Origin of the sequence: Xenorhabdus sp. TH1 (assembly GCF_037260955.1) — a bacterium.
In the GTDB taxonomy this organism is placed as follows: Bacteria; Pseudomonadota; Gammaproteobacteria; order Enterobacterales; family Enterobacteriaceae; genus Xenorhabdus; species Xenorhabdus griffiniae.
Window position 1 is genome coordinate 510,177 of the sequence record NZ_CP147734.1, and the last position, 22,211, is coordinate 532,387.

Below are 22,211 nucleotides of genomic sequence, written 5' to 3' on the forward strand. Positions count from 1 at the left end.
ACGAAGCAACCGACAGAATTACAACATGACTCAATCTAGTTACAACGCAGAGGCTATTGAAGTCCTCAGTGGCCTGGAGCCAGTACGTCGTCGTCCCGGAATGTATACTGATACAGCCCGTCCGAATCATCTGGCACAGGAAGTGATCGATAACAGTGTGGACGAAGCTCTGGCTGGTCACGCGAAGCATATTGAAGTAATCCTTCACAGCGATCAGTCTCTGGAAGTGATAGATGATGGCCGTGGTATGCCGGTTGATATCCATCCTGAAGAAAAAGTTTCTGCTGTTGAATTGATTTTGACCCGCTTGCATGCGGGCGGAAAATTTTCTAATAAAAATTACCAATTTTCTGGTGGCTTGCATGGGGTTGGGATCTCGGTAGTTAACGCCCTCTCCAAACGTGTGGAGGTGACTGTTCGTCGTAACAGTCAGGTACACCAAATCGCCTTTGAAAATGGTGAAAAAGTACAAGAATTGGAAGTTATTGGCAGTTGTGGCAAACGCAATACTGGAACAAGTGTCCATTTCTGGCCAGATGAAAACTATTTCGATACACCCCGTTTTTCTGCCACCCGTTTGACGCATTTGCTGAAAGCCAAGGCGGTACTGTGTCCGGGTGTTGAGATCGTTTTTAAAGACAAACTGAACGATACCGAACAGAAATGGTGTTATGCCGATGGGTTGACAGATTACCTGCTGGAAGCCGTCAACGGGCTGGTCACATTGCCACAAGCCCCTTTTGTCGGCACATTAAGTGGAGATACTGAAGCAGTTGATTGGGCAGTGCTCTGGCTACCGGAAGGTGGAGAATTATTGACGGAAAGCTACGTCAACTTGATCCCAACGGTACAAGGCGGCACCCATGTTAATGGCTTGCGTCAGGGGTTATTGGATGCCATGCGTGAATTCTGCGAATTCCGCAATATATTGCCACGTGGGGTTAAACTCTCTGCCGATGATATTTGGGAGCGCTGTGCTTATGTGCTATCGCTTAAAATGCAAGATCCGCAATTTGCCGGCCAAACCAAAGAGCGTCTCTCTTCTCGCCAGTCTGCGGCTTTCGTTTCTGGCGTGGTAAAAGATGCATTCAGCTTGTGGCTGAACCAGCATATTCAAGATGCGGAGCAACTCGCTGAAATGGCGATTGCCAGTGCGCAGCGTAGAATGCGGGCAGCGAAGAAAGTAGTACGTAAAAAGCTGACCAATGGCCCTGCCTTGCCGGGTAAATTGGCAGACTGTACTGCGCAAGATCTCAATGTTACTGAACTGTTTTTAGTGGAAGGGGATTCCGCGGGAGGCTCTGCGAAACAAGCTCGTGATCGTGAGTTTCAAGCGATCATGCCACTGCGCGGAAAAATCCTGAATACATGGGAAGTCTCCTCGGATGAAGTTCTGGCTTCGCAGGAAGTTCATGATATTTCTGTTGCGATTGGTATTGATCCGGATAGTGACGATCTAAGCCAACTACGCTACGGTAAAATTTGCATACTGGCGGACGCAGATTCTGATGGATTACACATTGCAACATTGCTGTGCGCCCTGTTTGTCCGTCATTTCCCGACATTGGTGAAACGTGGGCATGTCTACATGGCAATGCCACCGCTGTATCGCGTTGATCTCGGCAAAGAAGTGTATTATGCACTGGATGAAGGGGAAAAAAACGCTATTTTGGATCGTCTGAGCCGTAAGCGGGGTAAGCCGAACGTTCAGCGCTTTAAAGGATTGGGAGAAATGAATCCAATACAGTTGCGCGAAACCACGTTAGATCCTAACACTCGCCGTCTGGTGCAATTGACTATCGACGATGAAAATTACCAAGAAACTCTCTCTGTCATGGATATGCTTCTGGCAAAGAAACGTTCAGAAGATCGCCGTAATTGGCTGCAAGAGAAGGGCGATTCCATCGATATCGAAGTTTAGCGCATGAATTGAGCGCAAAGGTAGTCAATATAGATCCTGAGGAAATTAATACATGAGTGAGATAACTCACGATGGTGTGGAGCGTCAGCCGCTTCACACGTTCACTGAAAATGCCTATTTGAATTACTCCATGTACGTCATCATGGACAGGGCGTTGCCTTTTATCGGTGATGGCTTAAAGCCCGTTCAGCGTCGTATTGTCTATGCGATGTCAGAACTTGGGCTGAGTAGCAGTGCCAAATTTAAGAAATCTGCCCGTACCGTCGGTGATGTTCTCGGCAAATATCACCCGCATGGCGATGGAGCTTGTTATGAAGCTATGGTTTTGATGGCACAACCTTTCTCATACCGCTATCCGTTAGTCGATGGGCAAGGAAACTGGGGCGCACCGGATGATCCAAAATCCTTTGCGGCGATGCGTTATACCGAATCTCGCTTGTCTAAATATGCCGAATTGTTACTGTCTGAGTTGGGGCAAGGAACCGTAGATTGGGTGCCAAACTTTGATGGTACATTGCAGGAGCCTAAGTGTTTGCCTGCACGTCTGCCTAATATCTTACTCAATGGCACCACCGGCATTGCCGTGGGTATGGCAACAGACATTCCGCCACACAATGCGCGTGAGGTTGCGAATGCACTGATTGCCATGTTGGATAAACCTGATCTATCGCTTGATGAGGCGATGGAATATGTCAAAGGGCCGGACTATCCAACAGAAGCTGAGATCATCACGTCAAAAGAAGATATCCGCAAGATCTACAAAAATGGCCGAGGTTCGGTGCGGATGCGGGCGGTTTGGTCGAAAGAAGAAGGTAACGTAGTTATCACCGCCTTGCCTCACCAGGTATCTGGCGCAAAGATATTAGAGCAAATTGCCAGCCAAATGCGGGCGAAAAAATTGCCGATGGTGGATGATCTGCGTGACGAGTCTGATCATGAAAATCCAACCCGTTTAGTGATTGTTCCGCGTACTAACCGCGTGGATGTTGAGCAGGTAATGAACCACCTGTTTGCAACCACCGATCTGGAAAAAAGCTATCGCATCAATCTCAACATGATCGGTTTGGATAATCGTCCTGCGGTTAAGGGATTGGTTGAGATCCTTAGTGAATGGCTGATTTTCCGTCGTGAAACCGTGCGTAATCGCTTGAATTATCGCCTGGAAAAAGTGCTTAAGCGTTTGCATATCCTGGAAGGTTTACTGGCGGCCTATCTTAATATTGATGAAGTCATCCACATTATTCGCAATGAAGATGAGCCGAAATCAGTATTGATGCAGCGTTTTGACTTAACCGAAACGCAGGCAGAAGCCATTCTTGAACTGAAATTGCGTCATTTGGCGAAACTGGAAGAAGTCAAAATCCGTGGCGAGCAGGATGAGCTGGCGAAAGAACGTGATAAACTTCAGGCGATTTTGGGTTCTGAGCGTAAGTTAAATACGTTACTGAAAAAAGAGATTATTGCCGATGCAGAAAGCTACGGTGATGACCGTCGTTCGCCACTGAAAGAGCGCACGGAAGCGAAGGCCATGAGTGATCATGACATCCTGCCATCTGAGCCGATTACCGTCATTATGTCAGAAATGGGCTGGGTACGTAGTGCGAAAGGGCACGAGATTGATCCGGCTGGCTTAAATTACAAATCTGGTGACAGCTTCCGCAGTGCGGTACGTGGCAAGAGTAACCAGCCCGTGGTCTTTATTGATACTACAGGGCGCAGTTATTCCGTTGATCCGTTGGATTTACCTTCAGCCAGAGGGCAGGGAGAACCGTTGACGGGCAAACTGGCGTTGCCGGCTGGGGCATCGGTTGAGCATCTTTTGATGGCGAAAGAAGATCAGAAATTCTTGATGGCATCTGATGCGGGATATGGTTTTATCTGTACTTTTAATGACCTGATTGCCAAGAATCGAGCAGGCAAGGCGATGATTACTTTGCCTGAAAATGCCAAGGTGATGCCGCCGTTGGAGATTAACAACGAACAGGAAGACATGTTACTGGCGATTACCAAAGCGGGCCGTATGTTGATGTTTCCAGTGACTGATTTGCCACAGCTTTCAAAGGGCAAGGGCAATAAGATTGTTTCTATTCCGGCGGCACAGGCTGCATCAGGCGAAGATATGTTGGCTTGGTTACTGGTATTGCCACCACAATCTTCCATCACGCTTTACTTTGGCAAACGCAAGTTACTGCTACGTTCTGAAGATTTACAGAAATTCAGGGCAGAGAGAGGGCGCAAGGGAGCACCTCTGCCTCGCGGGTTACAGCGTGTTGAGCGCGTTGAAGTGGTTTGTAATACAAACAATTAAGCTGCAAATTGCAGAGTGAAAGGTATAAATCGTAATTTTAGGCCAGTGTAATGAATACACTGGCCTTTCAACAAGAGGCCACTATGCTAGCAATCATTCGGGGAATTATTGTTATTCTGTTTGGAATACTGCTCTTTATTTTTGGGGGTATCTACTGTTTATTCAGCCCACGCAACCCACGTCATGTTATGACTTTTGGACATGCATTTGGCAAATTGCATAAAGTACTTGGTATTAAGCTACTAGAACGTATTCCAGAGGGAGCACAGGAATATGGGCCTAGCATTTATATCGGCAATCACCAGAATAATTACGACATGGTTACGATGTCGAATGCGGTGCAGCCACGTACAGTCACCGTGGGCAAAAAAAGCCTGGTTTTTATTCCCTTCTTTGGCCAGCTTTATTGGCTGACAGGTAATATTTTGATTGACAGAGATAATCGGACAAAAGCACATGGCACGATTTCACAGGTTGTCGAACAGATCAGAAAAAATCGGGTTTCGGTTTGGATGTTTCCAGAAGGAACGCGCAGTCGTGGTCGTGGGTTGATGCCTTTTAAAACAGGTGCTTTTCATGCCGCGATTGCAGCAGGTGCACCTATTATACCGGTTTGTGCTTCTACAACACACGATAAAATAAAACTAAATCGTTGGGATAATGGCACCGTCATTGTTGAAATGTTGCCCCCGATTGATACCACGAAATATACTAAAGATCAGGTTCGTGAATTGGCAGAATACTGCCGACAATTGATGAAAACAAAAATTGAAGAATTGGATAAAGAAGTCGAGATGCTTAATCAGCGTAGATCTAAATGATGATCAATTAGCCGGAATTCTCAAATATGTTTTTCCACATGTTGGACGGATTATCACTATAAGTTTTAGATAATTTTAGGAATTTTTTCCTATTCGCGATATGATTGCGTTTAATAAATTAACGTTTTTATTAAACGCAATCGATAGAATAATAAATCCTGATAGCCAGAATATCAGTGTATTCATCCCAGTCATTATTTGAATTAAGCCATCATTGGGAATTGCTATTCTTGCTGTGAAAATTATTTCTATCGTAGAGAGACTATTCCTTCTGTGGAGATCTTCTGTGGAGAAAGTATGTCACTGAGTCGGCGCCAATTTATTCAGGCTTCTGGTTTGGCAATGTGTTTAGGGGCACTTCCTTTTGTCGTTCGAGCCAACAAAAATCAACAAACAAAATTGCCACTCCCTCCTTTATTGGAGTCTCGCAGAGGGCAACCCCTGTTTTTAGCTATACAAAAAGCCACCTGGTCGTTTAATGGTCATAATAAGGCTCAAGTCTGGGGCATCAACGGACATTATTTAGGGCCAACTATTCGGGTTCACCGAGGGGATGATGTCAAACTGATCTATAGCAATCGGCTGTCTGAACCGGTTTCAATGACAGTTGGGGGATTATTGGTGCCAGGAACCTTGATGGGAGGCTCAGCGCGTTTGATGGCACCGGGGGAAAGTTGGTCGCCGGTTATCCCTATAGATCAAGTTGCAGCAACCTGTTGGTATCATGCTAATACCCCAAATCGAATGGCTCGGCATGTTTATGCTGGCCTTGCTGGTATGTGGTTGGTGGAAGACGAAAGCAGCCGCAGACTGCCTTTACCCAGACATTATGGTGTCGATGATTTTCCCGTTATCTTGCAAGATAAGCGATTGGATAATTTTGGTGTACCGCAATATAACCCGCCGGCTAATCAAGGGTTCCTTGGTGATACTCTGATGGTTAATGGTGTCGAAAATCCTTTTGTGGAAGTTGCCAGAGGTTGGGTTAGGTTGCGTTTCCTGAATGCATCTAATGCCCGTCGATATCAATTGCAGCTCAGTGATGGTCGTCCTTTCTACATGATTGCCACTGATCAAGGCTTGCTGCCTGCTCCCGTGGCAGTTCAGCTATTGTCTCTTGCACCAGGAGAGCGTCGTGAAGTTTTGGTTGATATGTCGAAAGTGGAGAGTATTACCGTTACTGCGGGAGAATCCGCTGGCATAATCGATCGTTTAAAAGGCTTTTTTGAGTCTTCAAATAAACTGCTGTCGACCACAGTATTAACCCTGAAAGCCAGCGGATTGCTCCCTCTGGTGACAGATCAACTACCGACTCAGCTTATTGTTGATAATCCACAAATTAACTCTTCCATTCAAAGTCGTCAGATTGATTTGGGAGATTATTCTCAAGGGATTAATGGTTCACTGCTGAATGCGCATCGAATCGATATCACAAGCCAACAAGAAGCATGGGAACGTTGGATAGTCACAACGTCAGTACCCCAGCCTTTCCATATTGAAGGGGTCAGGTTTAAAGTCATTAGCTTGAATGGTAACCGTCCAGAGCCACAGGATTATGGTTGGAAAGATACCGTTTGGATTGATAACCGGGCAGAGTTGCTGGTTAATATGATGCAGCCGTCTTATGAACATTTTCCTTTCATGTATTACAGCCAGATATTAGAGATGGCAGATAGTGGGGTTGCCGGCCAGTTACTTGTTGATCCTGCTGGTTTTTAAATGAAATTTTTGCTTTGGCTTTACTCATTTTCGGCGCTGTTTTAGATAGATGTTCTGTAAAATTGAATAAAATTGTTATTTTTTTGCCTTATTGTTAAGTAATAAGCTGTTAAACAGCGGCTTGTTTAACAATTAGCGGGTAAACTAACTATTTGTTTGTAATAAATTGTTAATCATATCGACTGAGAGTAACCCTTTCCGTATAGTGTCCCAAATTTTCATACTACTTGGCTGTAAGGTGATTTAATGATTATCAGCTTGATTGCTGCGATGGCTATGGATCGAGTTATCGGTATGGAAAATGCCATGCCATGGACTTTGCCGGGTGATTTAGCCTGGTTTAAACGCAATACACTTGGAAAGCCGGTTGTAATGGGGCGAGTGACTTATGAGTCGATTGGCCGTCCTTTGCCAGGGCGCCTGAATATCGTGATCAGCAGTCAACCTGCAAATGATGATCGGGTTACTTGGGTTAACTCTATTGAAGCTGCTTTAGCTGCCGCTGGCGATGTTAAAGAAGTGATGGTGATGGGAGGAGGAAAAATTTATGAACAATTTATTCCTCTGGCTCATCGTATGTATCTGACTCACATTGATGCAGAAGTGATTGGTGACACGCATTTCCCTGATTATGAGCCTGATGAATGGAATTCAACGTTTACCGAATATCACGATGCAGATGAAAACAATTCCCATGGCTATTGTTTTGAAATTCTGGAACGCCGAGATTGAGTTAATCTTACGTGTGGAGTGCCTTGGGGCACTCCAGTGTCATAGGCAGGTTTATTATTTATCAGACTTATGATTTGAGTAATGACTTTTGGCTGAAATATTGCTTATCTTCCCAACGAAGCAGGGTCAATTTACCTCCCCAACAACACCCCGTATCTAAGGCATAGATACCAGCAGGTGTCCCCTGGCCTTCCAGGGCTGCCCAGTGACCAAAGGCGACGGAATAGTCTTCAGGAATGCGGCGTGGTAATTCGAACCAAGGTCTTAGCGGGGCAGGCGCATTTTCCGGTTTTGCTTTGCAACTCATATCTAATTGACCATGTGGAAAACAATAACGCATCCGGGTCAACGCATTGGTACTGTAACGTAATCGAGCAAGTCCGCTTAACTCTGGTGTCCAATTATTCGGCATATCCCCATACATTTCATTGAGAAACAAGGGATAACTGTCACTGCGAAGAATGGCTTCCACTTCACGGGCACATATTTTGGCTGTTTCCAGATCCCATTGTGGGGTAATCCCTGCATGTGCCATGACGAGTTTCAGCCCTTCATCAACTTGCAGCATTGGCTGTTTTCTCAACCAATTTATTAATTCATCAACATCTGGTGCTGTGAGTAATTCATCTAACAAGTCTTTCGGTTTATTGCGGCTGATTTTAGCGTAAACCGCCAACAGATGCAGATCGTGATTGCCCAACACCAGTTTAACCGCGGAGCCAAGTTGCTTAATGTAGCGAAGTACTGCCAATGAGTCAGGACCACGGGCGACTAAATCGCCTGTTAACCATAAGGTGTCGTCACTGGGATTAAAATTGACTTGTTCTAACAAGGAACGAAATTCACGATAACAACCGTGAATATCGCCAATAAGGTATGTAGACATAATTAATTTATCAGTGTTGGAATAGCCAATCGGAACACGGGAATGGTGACACGGAACGGGCGGCCATCATGATCAATCATTTGATAATGGCCTTCCATTGTCCCCAGAGGTGTTTCCAAAATAGCGCCGCTGCTATAGCGATATTCTGTTCCCGGTGGGATCAAAGGTTGTTTTCCCACAACCCCTTCACCCTGAACTTCGGTTAGGTGACCATCACTGTTGGTAATGCGCCAGTAACGGCTGATAAGTTGCACAGGGGAATGCCCAAGATTACGAATTGATACGGTATAAGCAAACACAAAACGTCGTTGTTCCGGCTGTGATTGACTTTCTACGTAAGTACTTTGTACTTGGATATGAATTCTTGGTTCATTGAGCATAGGTGCCTCCTGTTGCTGCAACGTCTGTTTATTTGTTTAGGCAGTTTTCGGTTGAGATGATAACCAGTTCGCCATCTTACAGTATTGCTCGACAGAGATGTTTTCAGCCCTGGTACTTGGATCAACGCCCAATTCGGTTAACTGTTCAACAGAAAAAATGTTCCCAAGGCTATTGCGGAGCGTTTTTCTCCGTTGGTTAAATGCCTGGGTTGTGATCTGGGCTAATATGCGAATGTCCTGAACAGGATAAGGTATGTTCTTGTGTGGGATCAAACGCACAATAGCAGAATCCACTTTTGGCGCTGGTGTAAATGCCGTTGGTGGTACTTCAAGAATAGGGATTACCTGACAGTAATATTGTGCCATCACACTTAAGCGTCCGTAGGCTTTAGTGCCGGGTCCCGCGACAAGACGATTCACGACTTCTTTCTGCAGCATAAAGTTCATATCAGCAATGGCATTAGTATAGCTGAAAAGATGGAACATTAACGGCGTAGAGATGTTATAAGGCAAGTTACCAAATACACGCAGAGATTGCCCATATTCTTTGGCAATCTGACCAAAATCAACGGTCATTGCATCTTGTTGGATGATTGTCAGCTTATCTTTCAGTTTGGGGTGGACGTGCAAACGAGCCGCTAAATCACGGTCAAGCTCGACGACAGTCATTTTATCCATGCGTTCACCAACGGGTTCAGTCAGTGCTCCTAGACCTGGGCCGATTTCCACGATGGCTTGGCCGACCAGTGGGTTCATCGCATTGACAATGCTATCAATGATAAACTGATCGGTTAAAAAGTTTTGCCCGAAACGTTTACGGGCATGGTGCCCTTGATGGACTTTGTTATTCATTACTGTTTTGTATCATTTTAATTGCTAGATTCAATGCGGTGATAAAACTACCCACATCAGCTTGACCTGTCCCCGCCAGCTCCAGTGCTGTGCCATGATCGACAGAAGTTCGGATAAATGGCAGACCCAACGTAATATTCATGGCCCTGCCAAAACCCTGGTATTTTAACACGGGTAACCCTTGATCGTGATACATTGAAAGTACGGCATCAGCATGATCTAAATATTTGGGTTGGAACAGGGTATCCGCAGGCAATGGACCTTCCAGCCATATCCCTTCTGCTCTTAAACTGTCTAAGGCGGGAATGATAACGTCTATTTCTTCATGCCCCATATGCCCTCCTTCACCGGCGTGAGGATTTAGGCCACACACATAGATATGGGGACGAGGGATACCGAATTTGGTTTTTAAATCATGATTAAGGATAGTAATCACTTCCCGGAGGGAATCAAACGTAATCGCTTTGGGAACATCCAGAATCGGCAGGTGCGTTGTTGCCAACGCGACCCGTAGCTCTTCTGTTGCCAACATCATAACAACCCTTGAACATTGGCTGTGGTCAGCAAAAAACTCAGTATGTCCGGTAAAAGGTACACCGGCATCATTAATGACACCTTTATGTACAGGTCCTGTTACTAATGCTGAGAACTCCCCATTTAGGCAACCATCACAAGCTCTTGCTAAGGTTTCCGTGACGTAAGTACCATTTTTCCGGTTTAACTCCCCTGCAATCGCCGGGGAGTGAAGATAAACAGGCAGGATGGTTAGGGTTCCGGCTGCTTGTGATGAAGCAATGTGTTCTGGATAATAAGTTTGCAGTTGCAGCGGTAAATTCAGTTGTTTAGCTCGGGAGAGCAACAGCTCTGGATCGGCACAGACAACCAGTTGGATAGGCCACTCTTTTTGCGCCAAAGCGATGACTAAATCAGGGCCAACCCCGGCAGGTTCGCCGGGGGTAATGACGATGGGTTTATTATTGTACATTGCTGCCATCTAAAATTTTCACATAAGCAGAGGCGCGTAACTCCTGTATCCAGCTTTGTGCCTCTTCATTGAATTTACGGTTGAACAGTAAACGGTAAGCGCGATCTTTCTGCGCGGCATCTGTTCTGTCAACTTTACGGCTATCCAGCAATTGGATTAAGTGCCAGCCGAAAGAGGAATGGACAGGCTGGCTGATCTCACCCTTTTGCAGCTTCATCAACGCATCACGGAAAGCGGGATCGTAAGCACTTGGCAAATTCCAACCCAATTCTCCACCATGCATGGCTGAACCGGGATCTTCAGAATGCGCTTTTGCTGCTTCTTCGAATGAAGTTTTGCCACTTAAGATCCCTTCTCTGAGTTTCAGCAACTCATTGCGTGCTTGCTCGTCATTCATAATAGGTGATGTTTTTAGCAGAATATGGCGGGCATTCACTTCAGTGACGGCAATTGGCATCTGGCCACCACGGATATCATTCACTTTCAGAATGTGGAAACCAACACCGGAACGAATTGGGCCAATAATCTGTCCTTTATGGGCAGACTGGAGCTGTGCAGCGAATAAGGATGGCAATTCTTGCAGTTTGCTCCAACCCATATTTCCCCCTTTCAGGGCTTGGGTATCGCCGGAATAGGAGAGGGCTAATTTGCCGAAATCTACGCCATTCTGGAGTTCAGATAAGATTTTTTTGATCGTTGTTTCCGCTTTTTCTACCTGCTCCTGGTTTGGGTTCTCTGGCAGAGGGATCAAGATCTGGCTGAGGTTTACCTCAGAGTCCTGACTGTTTTGGTTGCTGATTTGGTTAGCCAGTGAATCAACTTCCTGTGGCAGGATAGTGATACGGCGGCGTACTTCATTGTTACGTACTTCCGCAATCATCATTTCCTTGCGGATTTGGTTACGGTAAGTATCAAAACTTATACCATCTGCGGCCAGATTTTGTTTTAACTGGGCGATATTCAAGTGGTTTTGAGCCGCAATATTCGTGATCGCAGAATCCAGGGCTTGATCAGGGATGGTTATTTGCATCCGGTTTGCCATTTGCAGAACAATATCATCCATAATCAGGCGCTCAAGGATTTGGTGACGCAATGTTTTCTCATCCGGTAATTGCTGGTCTGCATGTTTTGCATTGAGTTTAACGGATTGTAAAAGGCTGTTAACGTCACTTTCCAGTACGACATCATTGTTAACAACGGCAGCTACCTTATTCAGCTCTTGTGGAGCAGCCATTGCGACGGAGTTTACTGAAAACATCAATCCGAAAATGAGCGATCTCCAGTTCTTCATACATTTCCCATCATATCAATCCCGCCTTGGCGGGGTTATTTTGTTTACATTGCGTTTATCGGTATCAGAATGCACGTTGGTATGGAAGAATACCTTGCTGTAACATTTTTTGACTACCTAAACTATGATTGTTACTTAAGCCACGAAGTTCAACATTAAATGACCATTTATTGTCATATTGACTACTGTCGAAGCGCCAGTCGGTGATCTTACGTTCATAACCCACACTGACTGCCCAGCAGCAGGTGTTGTATTGCAAACCTACCATTTGGTTTGCAGGCTGTTTCTCTTTGGTATCGTAGTAGTAAGCACCGACGAACGCCCAATGATCTGACAATGGCCAACTTGCCACCATACCAATCTGAGAAATTCCTTGCTGGTAAGCGGGTGCGCCTCCCTTGAGTGTGGCTTGAATATAATCGCGGTCAACAAAACGATAGCTGAGCTGTAATATGCGGTCAGCATCATGACGGTACTCCATTACGGCATTACCCATAGTGAAGCTGTCTAGACGATTGTCATATTGCAGCCCGCCTTTGATGCCCCAGGAGTCATTGATTCTCCAGTGTACATCTCCAGCCCAAGTTGTCGCCCCCGTTCCTTTTTTGTTTCCTATGATATTCTTACTACTTGAGACAGACTCAGTATCTTCGGTACGTGGACGCTCAAAATGATAAATTTGACCTACGGACAGGCTAAAACGTTCAACTAAATTTTCATCATAAATACGGGTAGTCACACCAGTGGTAAATTGATTGGCAGATGAAACACGGTCTAAGCCACTGTAGAAGCGATCTCGGAACAATCCGGTATAGTCCGATTGTAGCAAAGAAGAATCAAAGTTATTGATGTTGTTTTGATTCTTATAAGGCACATAGAGATATTGAACGCGCGGTTCCAGCGTCTGGGTGTAGTCTTGGTTAAAATACATGGTGCGTTCAAACACCATCTTCGCATCTGATTTAAACACCGGCATAATACGGTTGACCGATCTTTCCAATGCAGGTATCTCAGAGTTAGATTTAGTTGTTTCAGTAAGATCCTGTTGATAATGGGTTGCCATCAACTTAAATTCATTATTGATGCTCGCCCACCCATTGGAAAGTGGTAAGTTAATGGAAGGCTCCAGGTGCCAGCGCGTTCCATCTGGCCATTGGTTACCAACACTGGTAAATTTGGCCACCTGGGCATAAGTCCGAAAATCAAATGGTCCCAAATCATTTTTATAGTAGTTGAGATCCAACTGAGGCTCCGTTCGGTAAGATTTTCCTCTATCACTTGGGGTAAATATTTGGAACTGTTTGGTTGTGAGTGTGGCATTCCAGTTTTGCTGGGCATAGCCAATACTGAATTTCTGGGTGGCATAACCATCGGTACTGGAACCGTATTGTGAGCTGAAATCATTGAAATATTTAGGATCACTGACTTTGGTATAATCAGCACTGAAACGCCAAGCTTGATTCAGGACACCACTGTGTTTCCAGTAGAACAACCAGCGGCTGTTGCTATCTCTCTCAGGCCTGATATTGAGTCTTTTATCCTCTCTATACAGACGATCCTGGCCAATCCAATCCAGCGCAACTGTACCTGCACCCGCCTTGGTTAAGTAACGAAATTCATTATCCAGCTTCAAACCTCGCATCGTGATGAGATGCGGGGTAATCGTGGCATCATAGTTGGGTGCAATGTTCCAATAATAGGGTAGCAGGAATTGGATGCCTTCTTTATTGGAAAAACTGGCATTCGGGATTAAGAAACCAGACCGGCGTTTATCCCCAATGGGTAATTGTAAATAGGGAGTGTAAAATACCGGCACATTGGCAACGCGAAAACGGGCATTCCAGACTTCAGCGACTTCTTCTTCGCGGTCAAGGATGACCTCAGAACCCACGACACTCCAGCTATCATTACCGGGCAGACAAGAAGTGAATATGCCATTATTCATGATAGTATAGCGGTTTTTACCACGCATCATCATCTTGTCTGCGCTACCACGTCCTTGACGGCCAACCATCTGGTACTTGCCTTGTTCCACGTCGGTATCTTTATTGTTCAGATTTGCCCACGCGCGTGGTCCCTTCAAAATGATCTGGGGGTCATCATAGCTGACATTACCCACAGCGGTAACCGTGCGTATAGGTTCTTTATCTTGTGTCTGTTCGAGCCGGACTTTATCGGCTGTCAGTGTCTTGTTTCCCTGTTGGATACTAACATTACCAATGAACTCGACCATATTAGGATATTCACCGCGAGTATCATCGGATTGAATGTAAACTGGCAGTTCATTAGGATCGCCTGTGATAATTGGCTTATCGTAGACAGGTACACCCAACATACATTGTGCTGCAAGGTCAGCATGAGCTTGCTGACTATAAAGTGCTGCCCATACCATTGTGGCCAGCAGAGTAGGATAACATTTATTCATAGATGTTTATGCGGTTCCGTCATCAGTGGCATCATGCCAGCAAACGCTCAGAGACTAACGTAGTTGATAGATATGCACCAGAGTAATTAACTTTGCTAATCTTGTTGTTAGGCACAGAGCTTAATGGATAGTATGATAATGCAAAATTGCGCTCAGGGCATTGGGGAATTAAAGACTATATGCAGTATTGGGGAAAATTATTCGGATTGATATTTGGAATTGCATCTGGTGCTGGTTTTTGGGGGATAGTGATTGGCCTAGTGCTTGGTCACATCCTTGACAAAATCAGGATGCAAAAATTGGGGAAAACGACGAAAGGCCCAACCCGACAGGCACTGTTTTTCCGCAGTACTTTTCAAGTATTAGGGCATTTAACCAAAGCAAAAGGTCGGGTAACAGAAACGGATATCCAGCTCGCCACCCAATTGATGAACAGAATGCAACTGCATGGTGAGGCACGGCTTTCCGCGCAGCAGGCGTTTCGTGAAGGCAAACAACCTGAATTTCCTTTGCGTAAAACAATGCAACAATTACGCCGTGCTTGCTTTGGCCGTTCTGATCTGATCCGCATGTTTCTGGAAATTCAACTACAAGCAGCATTTGCGGATGGCGAACTGCATCCCAATGAAAGAAAAGTTCTGTTTGTCATTGCTGAAGAGTTAGGCATTTCCCATATTCAATTTGAACGATTCCTTGCCATGATGGAAGGTGGCCGCCATTTCAATGGACAGCACCAGCATTATGGGCGCTATCAAGGTCATGGACAGCAGCGCGCGACATTGGAAGATGCTTGTAAGGTATTAGGTGTCAATAAACAGGATGATGCGACCACCATTAAGCGGGCTTATCGAAAACTGATGAGCGAGCATCATCCCGATAAACTGGTGGCAAAAGGTTTACCACCAGAAATGATGGAACTGGCGAAACAAAAGACGCAGTCCATCCAGTCGGCTTACGATTTGATTAAAAAGGAGAGGGGCTTTAAATAGCGCTCGTTAAAATTCGGCTTTACACTCAAAATGCATGGGGGTGCCATAAGCCGGATGAGTAATAAAGAGTTCTTGGGCATGTAATTGTAGGCGAGGTGCCATTTCCCTTGCCTGCGTATGAGCATAGAACTTATCTCCCAGAATGGGATTACCCAGTGCCAGCATATGTACCCGAAGCTGATGAGAGCGTCCAGTGATTGGCGCGAGTCTGACGCGCGTTGCCTGGCTCTCATATTCCAGTACCTGATACTCAGTTTGTGCGGATTTGCCCGTTTCAAAACAGACTTTTTGTTTTGGGCGATTTGGCCAATCACAGATTAGGGGCAGATCTACCAAGCCTTTTTCCGGCTCCAGCTTTCCCCATACCCGCGCGATATAGATTTTTTTCGGTTCACGCTCACGAAACTGGCGTTTCAACTCACGCTCGGCGGCTTTCGTCAGCGCCACGACCATAATACCACTGGTGGCCATATCCAATCGATGGACTGATTCGGCGGTAGGAAATTCAGCTTGTATCCGCGTCATGATACTGTCCTTGTGCTCTTCCGCTTTACCCGGCACAGAGAGCAATCCACTGGGTTTGTTGACAACCATAATGTGCTCGTCCTGATACAGCACATATAACCAAGGATCTGTCGGGGGATTATAAGACTCCAGCATAGTGGCTCCAATGGGTCGGAAAAAATTGGCTTCCCAGGGGCATCTTGCGAAAACACCCCTGAGTTTACCGAATGACAGGTTATTGATGTCTGCTTATTGGTGAGAAATAACCACCAAACGAATCGCATCCAGACGCCAGTTGGCTTGATCAAGATTGAGCAGCAGATGCTTATGCTCGGAGCTAATCGCTTCCAGCTCATCATCACGGATATTCGGGTTAACCGCTTTCAGCGCTTCCAGACGTGACAACTCAGCCGACAGCGCTTCATCTGCTTCTTTCTTCGCTTTCTCAATTAACGCCCGTGCTTGCTCTTCGATCAGAGGCTCCGATTGTTGCAAGATAGCATGAACCTCTTTCTGTACCGCATTAACCAGCTTGCTGGCGTTATGGCGGTTAATCGCATTTAGCTGACGGTTGAAGCTTTCAAATTCAACCTGAGGTGCCAGATTAGTGCCTTTCAGATCCAACAAAAGGCGCACTGGCGTTGGTGGCAAGAAACGGGTCAATTGCAGGTGTTTTGGCGCCTGGGCTTCAACAACGTAAATCAACTCAACCAACAGCGTACCGACTGGCAACGCTTTGTTTTTCAGGATGGAAACGGCACAGCTTCCCGTATCTCCCGACAGGATTAAATCCAGGCCATTGCGAATGATTGGGTGTTCCCAGCTCAGGAACTGAGTATCTTCGCGGGAGAGGGCTTTTTCACGGTCAAACGTAATCGAGCAGCCATCCTTGGGTAATCCAGGGAAATCAGGTACCAGCATATGATCGGATGGATGCAGGGCAATAATATTGTCGCAGCGATCTTCCTGATTGATCCCAATGATATCAAACAAATTCAGGGCAAAATTCACCAGATCCGTGTCGTTATCTTGCGCCGCAATCTTTTCTGCCAGCTTCTGGCCTTGCTCGCCACCGTTGGAATTCATCTCCAGCAGACGGTCACGTCCTTGTTCCAATTGCTGTTTAAGCTTCTCATGATGCCCGCGACATTCGGTAATAAACTCACTGAAGCCAGTTTGTTCATTAGGTTTAGCCAGGAAATTGAGCAGGTTTTCATAATACTTGTCATAGATGGCGCGGCCTGTTGGACAAGTATGCTCAAAGGCATCCAGCCCTTCGTGATACCAGCGCAGGAGAATGGATTGCGCCGTATTTTCCAGATAAGGCACACTGATTTTGATATTACGGTTTTGTCCGATACGATCTAAACGACCGATACGCTGTTCCAGCAAATCAGGGTTGAATGGCAAATCAAACATGACAAGCTGGTTGGCAAACTGGAAGTTACGTCCTTCTGAGCCAATTTCAGAACAAAGCAGCACTTGTGCGCCTTCTTCCTCAGAAGCGAAGTAAGCGGCGGCACGGTCACGCTCCAGCAAAGACAAACCTTCGTGGAACACAGCACTGCGGATGCCTTCGCGTTCACGCAAAACTTGTTCCAGTTGCAGTGCCGTTTCTGCTTTGGCACAGATCACCAGCACTTTCTCATCGCGGTTTGCCATCAAGAAACCCATCAGCCATTCTACGCGGGGATCGAAATTCCACCATGTGGCATTTTCCCCTTCGAATTCCTGATAAATCCGTTCAGGATAGAGCATATCTTTGGCGCGAGACTCCACTGTCTTTTTGGCACCCATGATTTCAGAAACCTTGATTGCCGTCTGGTATTGGGACGGCAATGGTAACTTGATCTCGTGCAATTCACGATGCGGGAAGCCTTTCACACCACCACGGGTGTTACGGAAAAGCAGGCGGCTGGTGCCGTGACGATCCATCAACATAGTGATCAGTTCGCGGCGCGCATCTTCGCTCTCCCCATCCTGATTGCTGTTTGCGGCTTTCAGCAGAGGCTCGATATCCTGTTCGCTGATCAGTTCGACAATGGCATTTTGCTGGTCATTGTTCAGGGTGTCACCGGATAACAGCAACGTCACAGCATCTGCGACAGGACGGTATTGCTGTTGTTCATCAATAAAAGCCTGATAATCGTGGAAACGATTTGGATCCAGCAGGCGCAGGCGGGCAAAGTGACTTTCTTGCCCCAACTGCTCTGGTGTCGCCGTTAACAATAGGACGGACGGGATTTGTTCTGCCAATTGTTCGATAACTTGATATTCGCGGCTTGGCGATTTCTCACTCCACGCCAGATGGTGAGCTTCATCCACCACCATCAAATCCCAGCTTGCTTCCAGCAGAAGCTCAAAACGTTGCTTATTGCGGCGAACAAAATCTAAGGAACAGATAATCAACTGTTCGGTTTCGAATGGATTATCGCTGTCATGCAGTGCTTCGCTATAGCGGTCATCATCAAACAGCGAAAAACGCAAATTGAAACGGCGCAGCATTTCCACCAACCATTGGTGTTGCAGGCTATCTGGCACAATAACTAACACACGTTCAGCCCGTCCAGCCATTAATTGCTGGTGGATAATCATCCCGGCTTCAATGGTTTTCCCCAGGCCGACTTCATCCGCCAGTAACACACGTGGTGCGTGGCGTTTGCCTACTTCATTGGCGATGTGTAACTGGTGAGGGATCAAACTGGCACGGATGCCACGCAGCCCACTTTCTGCCAAACGGAACTGTTCGCTTTGGTGCTTACGGGCGCGAAAACGCAACGCAAAGCGATCCATGCGGTCAATTTGACCTGCAAACAAGCGATCCTGTGGTTTGTTAAACGTCAGCTTGCTATCCAGAAAAACTTCCCGCAAGCAGATATTTTCTTCTTCCGTATCCAGACGTGTACCAACATAGATCAGCAGGCCATTATCTTGTTGGACATCATTAATCTTGAGTTTCCAGCCTTCGTGACTGGTTACGGTATCGTCCACATTAAACATAACGCGGGTGATGGGGGAATCATTGCGTGCGTAAAGGCGGTTTTCTCCGCTGGCAGGGAAGAGTAACGTTACCATGCGCGCATCAAGCGCCACGACTGTTCCTAATCCAAGTTCGCTTTCTGTATCGCTTATCCAGCGTTGACCAAGAGTAAATGGCATAAATTTTGGCTCAGTTTTCTGTTAGACAATATTATTTATGGTTGCAGGATGGCTGCTTTTGTTGGATATCGATCATTATTGATTATCGATAGGGATAGTTTTCAATTGCATTTTACAACCCTGTTTTTTGATAAAAGGATCGTAAAAGTACAATGGCCCATTAGAGGGGCGATATGTTAATTGAAGCCGAGCAAGCCGTCACCTGCAAAAATATCCATTATTCGAAAGAGATGCTCATTTGCCCTGTCAGCAGAGGCATAAAGTCATCTTGAACAAATGGCAAGATAGCGTCAGCAATCGGCTTCAATTGCTTATTGAGATAGTGTTCATAATCGGGGGGAGAGGTTTGGTTCTCTAGTGGATCGTGATTCTCATGCTGCGGATACACAGAGGGACGTACCACCCAAAAGCAGCCAGAATCATAGAGATCCTGAAGTGAATGTCATGGGGGTACCTTATTGATAAAAGAAAACACGCTATGACAAAAGAGGGAACAGTCGGGTATTGGGGTTAATTAGTCGGTTACGTCGAAACCACCAGCAGTCGTACCCGTCTCAATATTCTGGGTGCCCTCAATTTATAACGAATTGAAAACACCGTGATTCGTGAATATCCGAGCATCAATGTTGAAAATATCGCGTATTTCTTCGGGGCGCTCCGGGAAATTTACCCGCTTTCGCAAAAAATCCATATCATTCTGGGTGAGGCGGGTTACCACCGAGCAGAGTTGGTGAAAGATATTGCATATGTCCTCAATATAGAATTGCATTACCAACCGCCTTACAGCCTAACCTCAATCCGATAGAGCGATTGTAGAAATATATGGATGAGCAAGTGCGTAACAATGTCTATTTTCCGAATGCGAAGACATTCCGTGAACCCCCCCGTCACTTTGCCAGAAAAAGCGCAAGAACTGACGACTCGACTGACTGACAATTTTCAGATTTTAAAACCGGCATCTTGAAGTTAGATTGATATAGATAATTATGAACCAATTTTTGAAGTCTTTTTATTGGTATCGGTGAGCCAATCGATGAATTCCTCATTTTTCAGTGATTCTTGAACTGCATAATAGACCATACGAATATGTCTTTGATCATCAACAATCAAAGAATAGTGTTCGAATTTTGTATGGCCTATTCCTTCAATATAAAAATCTCTTATTCCGTTGCACGGGCCATGAACATTATGATCTTGCCAAAGTTGACGAAAAAGGAGGGAGTCTTTTTCCAGACGATGAATCAAAGTGTTAATAGCATCATCATATGGTGCTTTGGCATAGTCACGTCGAAAACTATTTACCATCTGAATCAGCTGATCTGTAAAAGGCTGCATTAAATCTTTATATAGTTTATCGCTGAAAAGTAACCATAGAAAATTACGATCTTCTTCCTGGTGCTTGGAGAAGTGAAATACTGCCTCTGCTGCATTGTTCCATGCAAGAATATCCCAACGTAAGTTGAGAATATATGTAGGCCTATATGTCAGATCTTGTAGCAAGCGAACAATTAATGGTGACACTACAGTTGAGGTTTTTCCTAATTCAGCAGGTAGTCTCTGCTGAGCTAAAAGATATAAGTAATTTCTTTCTGTATTATCAAGTTTTAATACTCTGGACAGATTATCAAGGAATATTGTTGATACGTTGATATTCCTTCCTTGTTCAAGCCAAGTATACCAAACCACTCCGACACCTGCTAATGCCGCTACTTCTTCGCGTCGTAATCCTGGCGTTCGACGTCGCTTACTTGTTGTCAATCCTACTTCTTCAGGCGTAATAGCCGCTCTTTTCAGGCGAAGAAACTCCCCGAGCTTGGGGCGAGTACGCTGTGGGGTATTGCCAATCTCCATAATAATACCTTTAGTAATAGCATAACTGGTTAGATTGTATCACTTCTACTTATATATAAAATAGATTACGCAAACAAGATGTTGTTATTTTTTTTTGTTTGTTATTTGCAAAACAAATTATTAACTAAGAATATTAATTCAGGGATTAAAATTTATGTATCAAAGTAAATTGCTAGAAAAGCTAAATAAACTTAAGCTTGATGGTCAATATCGCACTTTCACTTACCTTAATCGCAGATGTGGAGATTACCCATTAGCAACGCTTGGTGATAATAATGAGAACAGTGTTGTTGTATGGTGCAGTAATGATTATCTTGGTATGTCAGAGAATATGTTTGTCCGGCAAGCGATGCATGATGCTATTGAGAGTCACGGTGCTGGCTCAGGAGGTTCACGTAATATCGGTGGTTCTCATGAAATATATCAACATCTGGAAGCAGAATTAGCTGGTTGGCATTATAAGGAGGCAGCTTTAGTTTTCCCTACTGGATTTGGATCTAACGATGCAACGATACAATGTCTATTGCGCTTATTCCCAGATTTGGTGGTGATTAGTGATGAGCTTAATCATGCCTCCATTGTCAATGGTATCCGAGCTACCAAAAACCAACGGGAAGTATTTAAGCATAATGATACAGAAGATCTCGAACATATCCTGCAACAATATCCTAATGAGCGTCCAAAACTCATTATTTTCGAATCAATTTACTCTATGGATGGTGATATAGCACCTTTAGAGGAAATTGTAGCTTTAGCAAAGAAATATAATGCTATGACATTTCTTGATGAAGTACATGCAATAGGTATGTATGGCCCAAAAGGAGCAGGTATTGCCGCTAAAAAAAATATCAGCCATAAAATTGACATTATTCAAGGAACTATGGCTAAAGCTATTGGAATTATTGGTGGATATATTGCAGCCAATTCAATTATTATTGATTCCATTCGCTCATTTGCGACAGGATTTATTTTCACTACATCTTTGCCTCCTTGTATTGCTGCTGGAAGCCTAGTCAGTATTAAATATATTAAAGAAAACGATATCCTACGAGAGCAACTGCATAGTAATACTCGTTTGATTAGAGAGTTGTTTGCAGAAAAAGGTATTCCAGTTATGCCTTGCTCGGAGACTCATATTTTACCTGTGTTAATTGGTGATGCAGTAAAATGTAAAGCCGCTGCTGAAAGGCTATTAAAATGTCACGGTATTTACATACAGCCAATTAATTATCCTTCTGTTCCTATTGGTACTGAACGCTTCCGAATCAACGCAACACCAAAACATACTAAAGAACACATCATTCAATTGGCTGATGCCATTACTGAAGTATTTAATTACTTATCACTTCCTCTCTTTAGTAAACATGAGAAAATGAAGGCAAGCTAAT

16 protein-coding genes and 2 pseudogenes are annotated in these 22,211 nt (G+C 45.0%); 8 read left to right on the forward strand and 10 right to left on the reverse strand.

Translation table 11 applies throughout. The features are described from left to right. Positions 1–25: 25 nt before the first annotated feature. The 5 genes from parE to folA all read left to right on the forward strand — a co-directional run bounded on the left by parE (position 26) and on the right by folA (position 7,501). Positions 26–1,921 (forward strand): DNA topoisomerase IV subunit B, encoded by a 1,896-nt coding sequence (gene parE / locus WDV74_RS02225; RefSeq protein ID WP_338884315.1) that lies wholly within the window; start codon positions 26–28, stop codon positions 1,919–1,921. A 52-nt stretch (positions 1,922–1,973) separates the two neighbouring features. Next, the gene (gene parC / locus WDV74_RS02230) at positions 1,974–4,229 is read left to right on the forward strand and encodes a DNA topoisomerase IV subunit A (protein ID WP_338884316.1); all 2,256 of its coding nucleotides are present in this window, start codon (positions 1,974–1,976) and stop codon (positions 4,227–4,229) included. 83 nt (positions 4,230–4,312) lie between these two features. Next, complete coding sequence (locus WDV74_RS02235) at positions 4,313–5,050, forward strand: 1-acylglycerol-3-phosphate O-acyltransferase (protein WP_338884317.1); 738 nt, start codon at positions 4,313–4,315, stop codon at positions 5,048–5,050. A gap of 297 nt (positions 5,051–5,347) precedes the next feature. Beyond that, positions 5,348–6,769, forward strand: a complete 1,422-nt coding sequence (ftsP, locus tag WDV74_RS02240) for a cell division protein FtsP (protein ID WP_338884319.1) — start codon at positions 5,348–5,350, stop codon at positions 6,767–6,769. Between the two features lie 246 nt (positions 6,770–7,015). After that, positions 7,016–7,501 carry a type 3 dihydrofolate reductase gene (folA, locus tag WDV74_RS02245; RefSeq protein WP_338884320.1) on the forward strand — a complete coding sequence of 162 codons (486 nt, stop codon included), beginning with the start codon at positions 7,016–7,018 and terminating at the stop codon, positions 7,499–7,501. A 67-nt stretch (positions 7,502–7,568) separates the two neighbouring features. Here folA and apaH read toward each other — a convergent pair whose 3' ends face one another. The 6 genes from apaH to lptD all read right to left on the reverse strand — a co-directional run bounded on the left by apaH (position 7,569) and on the right by lptD (position 14,320). Continuing rightward, positions 7,569–8,387 carry a bis(5'-nucleosyl)-tetraphosphatase (symmetrical) ApaH gene (gene apaH / locus WDV74_RS02250; protein ID WP_338884321.1) on the reverse strand — a complete coding sequence of 273 codons (819 nt, stop codon included), beginning with the start codon at positions 8,385–8,387 and terminating at the stop codon, positions 7,569–7,571. A 2-nt stretch (positions 8,388–8,389) separates the two neighbouring features. Next, positions 8,390–8,767, reverse strand: a complete 378-nt coding sequence (gene apaG / locus WDV74_RS02255; protein ID WP_338884323.1) for a Co2+/Mg2+ efflux protein ApaG — start codon at positions 8,765–8,767, stop codon at positions 8,390–8,392. A 36-nt stretch (positions 8,768–8,803) separates the two neighbouring features. Continuing rightward, entirely contained in the window at positions 8,804–9,619 is an 816-nt protein-coding gene (rsmA, locus tag WDV74_RS02260; protein ID WP_338884324.1) for a 16S rRNA (adenine(1518)-N(6)/adenine(1519)-N(6))-dimethyltransferase RsmA, read from the reverse strand. Further along, complete coding sequence (gene pdxA / locus WDV74_RS02265; RefSeq protein WP_338884325.1) at positions 9,612–10,604, reverse strand: 4-hydroxythreonine-4-phosphate dehydrogenase PdxA; 993 nt, start codon at positions 10,602–10,604, stop codon at positions 9,612–9,614. Before pdxA ends, rsmA begins: the two co-directional genes overlap by 8 nt. After that, a complete protein-coding gene (gene surA / locus WDV74_RS02270) occupies positions 10,594–11,895 on the reverse strand; it encodes a peptidylprolyl isomerase SurA (protein ID WP_338884327.1) in 1,302 nt (433 codons plus the stop codon). The genes pdxA and surA overlap by 11 nt, the downstream gene beginning before the upstream one ends. Positions 11,896–11,959: 64 nt before the next feature. Continuing rightward, positions 11,960–14,320, reverse strand: coding sequence for an LPS assembly protein LptD (gene lptD, locus WDV74_RS02275; RefSeq protein WP_338884329.1), 2,361 nt, complete (start codon positions 14,318–14,320; stop codon positions 11,960–11,962). A 179-nt stretch (positions 14,321–14,499) separates the two neighbouring features. Here lptD and djlA point away from each other — a divergent pair, with 179 nt between their 5' ends. Next, the gene (gene djlA / locus WDV74_RS02280; RefSeq protein ID WP_338884330.1) at positions 14,500–15,309 is read left to right on the forward strand and encodes a co-chaperone DjlA; all 810 of its coding nucleotides are present in this window, start codon (positions 14,500–14,502) and stop codon (positions 15,307–15,309) included. Between the two features lie 6 nt (positions 15,310–15,315). Here djlA and rluA read toward each other — a convergent pair whose 3' ends face one another. From rluA to WDV74_RS02295, 3 genes and pseudogenes are all read right to left on the reverse strand, one after another. Further along, on the reverse strand, positions 15,316–15,969 hold the full coding sequence (gene rluA, locus WDV74_RS02285; RefSeq protein ID WP_338884332.1) for a bifunctional tRNA pseudouridine(32) synthase/23S rRNA pseudouridine(746) synthase RluA: 654 nt from the start codon (positions 15,967–15,969) through the stop codon (positions 15,316–15,318). Positions 15,970–16,062: 93 nt separating this feature from the next. Next, positions 16,063–18,972, reverse strand: a complete 2,910-nt coding sequence (rapA, locus tag WDV74_RS02290) for an RNA polymerase-associated protein RapA (protein ID WP_338884333.1) — start codon at positions 18,970–18,972, stop codon at positions 16,063–16,065. A 217-nt stretch (positions 18,973–19,189) separates the two neighbouring features. Next, positions 19,190–19,336 (reverse strand): annotated as a pseudogene (locus WDV74_RS02295) (DNA polymerase II); the annotation flags it as partial. 162 nt (positions 19,337–19,498) lie between these two features. Between WDV74_RS02295 and WDV74_RS02300 the strand changes: the two are divergent. After that, a pseudogene (locus WDV74_RS02300) lies at positions 19,499–19,936 on the forward strand (transposase); the annotation flags it as partial. Positions 19,937–19,956: 20 nt separating this feature from the next. On the opposite strand, the gene WDV74_RS02305 reads toward WDV74_RS02300, so the two are convergent. Then, positions 19,957–20,823, reverse strand: coding sequence for a helix-turn-helix transcriptional regulator (locus tag WDV74_RS02305; protein WP_338884335.1), 867 nt, complete (start codon positions 20,821–20,823; stop codon positions 19,957–19,959). A 154-nt stretch (positions 20,824–20,977) separates the two neighbouring features. Here WDV74_RS02305 and hemA point away from each other — a divergent pair, with 154 nt between their 5' ends. Beyond that, positions 20,978–22,210, forward strand: a complete 1,233-nt coding sequence (hemA, locus tag WDV74_RS02310; RefSeq protein WP_338884337.1) for a 5-aminolevulinate synthase — start codon at positions 20,978–20,980, stop codon at positions 22,208–22,210. Position 22,211 lies beyond the last annotated feature (1 nt).

What these genes read in the sequence shown, in the direction of transcription:
- parE (WP_338884315.1), top strand. Translation starts at nt 26, where the DNA reads ATGACTCAATCTAGTTACAACGCAGAGGCTATTGAAGTCCTCAGTGGC.
- parC (WP_338884316.1), top strand. Translation starts at nt 1,974, where the DNA reads ATGAGTGAGATAACTCACGATGGTGTGGAGCGTCAGCCGCTTCACACG.
- WDV74_RS02235 (WP_338884317.1), top strand. Translation starts at nt 4,313, where the DNA reads ATGCTAGCAATCATTCGGGGAATTATTGTTATTCTGTTTGGAATACTG.
- ftsP (WP_338884319.1), top strand. Translation starts at nt 5,348, where the DNA reads ATGTCACTGAGTCGGCGCCAATTTATTCAGGCTTCTGGTTTGGCAATG.
- folA (WP_338884320.1), top strand. Translation starts at nt 7,016, where the DNA reads ATGATTATCAGCTTGATTGCTGCGATGGCTATGGATCGAGTTATCGGT.
- apaH (WP_338884321.1), bottom strand. Translation starts at nt 8,387, where the DNA reads ATGTCTACATACCTTATTGGCGATATTCACGGTTGTTATCGTGAATTT.
- apaG (WP_338884323.1), bottom strand. Translation starts at nt 8,767, where the DNA reads ATGCTCAATGAACCAAGAATTCATATCCAAGTACAAAGTACTTACGTA.
- rsmA (WP_338884324.1), bottom strand. Translation starts at nt 9,619, where the DNA reads ATGAATAACAAAGTCCATCAAGGGCACCATGCCCGTAAACGTTTCGGG.
- pdxA (WP_338884325.1), bottom strand. Translation starts at nt 10,604, where the DNA reads ATGTACAATAATAAACCCATCGTCATTACCCCCGGCGAACCTGCCGGG.
- surA (WP_338884327.1), bottom strand. Translation starts at nt 11,895, where the DNA reads ATGAAGAACTGGAGATCGCTCATTTTCGGATTGATGTTTTCAGTAAAC.
- lptD (WP_338884329.1), bottom strand. Translation starts at nt 14,320, where the DNA reads ATGAATAAATGTTATCCTACTCTGCTGGCCACAATGGTATGGGCAGCA.
- djlA (WP_338884330.1), top strand. Translation starts at nt 14,500, where the DNA reads ATGCAGTATTGGGGAAAATTATTCGGATTGATATTTGGAATTGCATCT.
- rluA (WP_338884332.1), bottom strand. Translation starts at nt 15,969, where the DNA reads ATGCTGGAGTCTTATAATCCCCCGACAGATCCTTGGTTATATGTGCTG.
- rapA (WP_338884333.1), bottom strand. Translation starts at nt 18,972, where the DNA reads ATGCCATTTACTCTTGGTCAACGCTGGATAAGCGATACAGAAAGCGAA.
- WDV74_RS02305 (WP_338884335.1), bottom strand. Translation starts at nt 20,823, where the DNA reads ATGGAGATTGGCAATACCCCACAGCGTACTCGCCCCAAGCTCGGGGAG.
- hemA (WP_338884337.1), top strand. Translation starts at nt 20,978, where the DNA reads ATGTATCAAAGTAAATTGCTAGAAAAGCTAAATAAACTTAAGCTTGAT.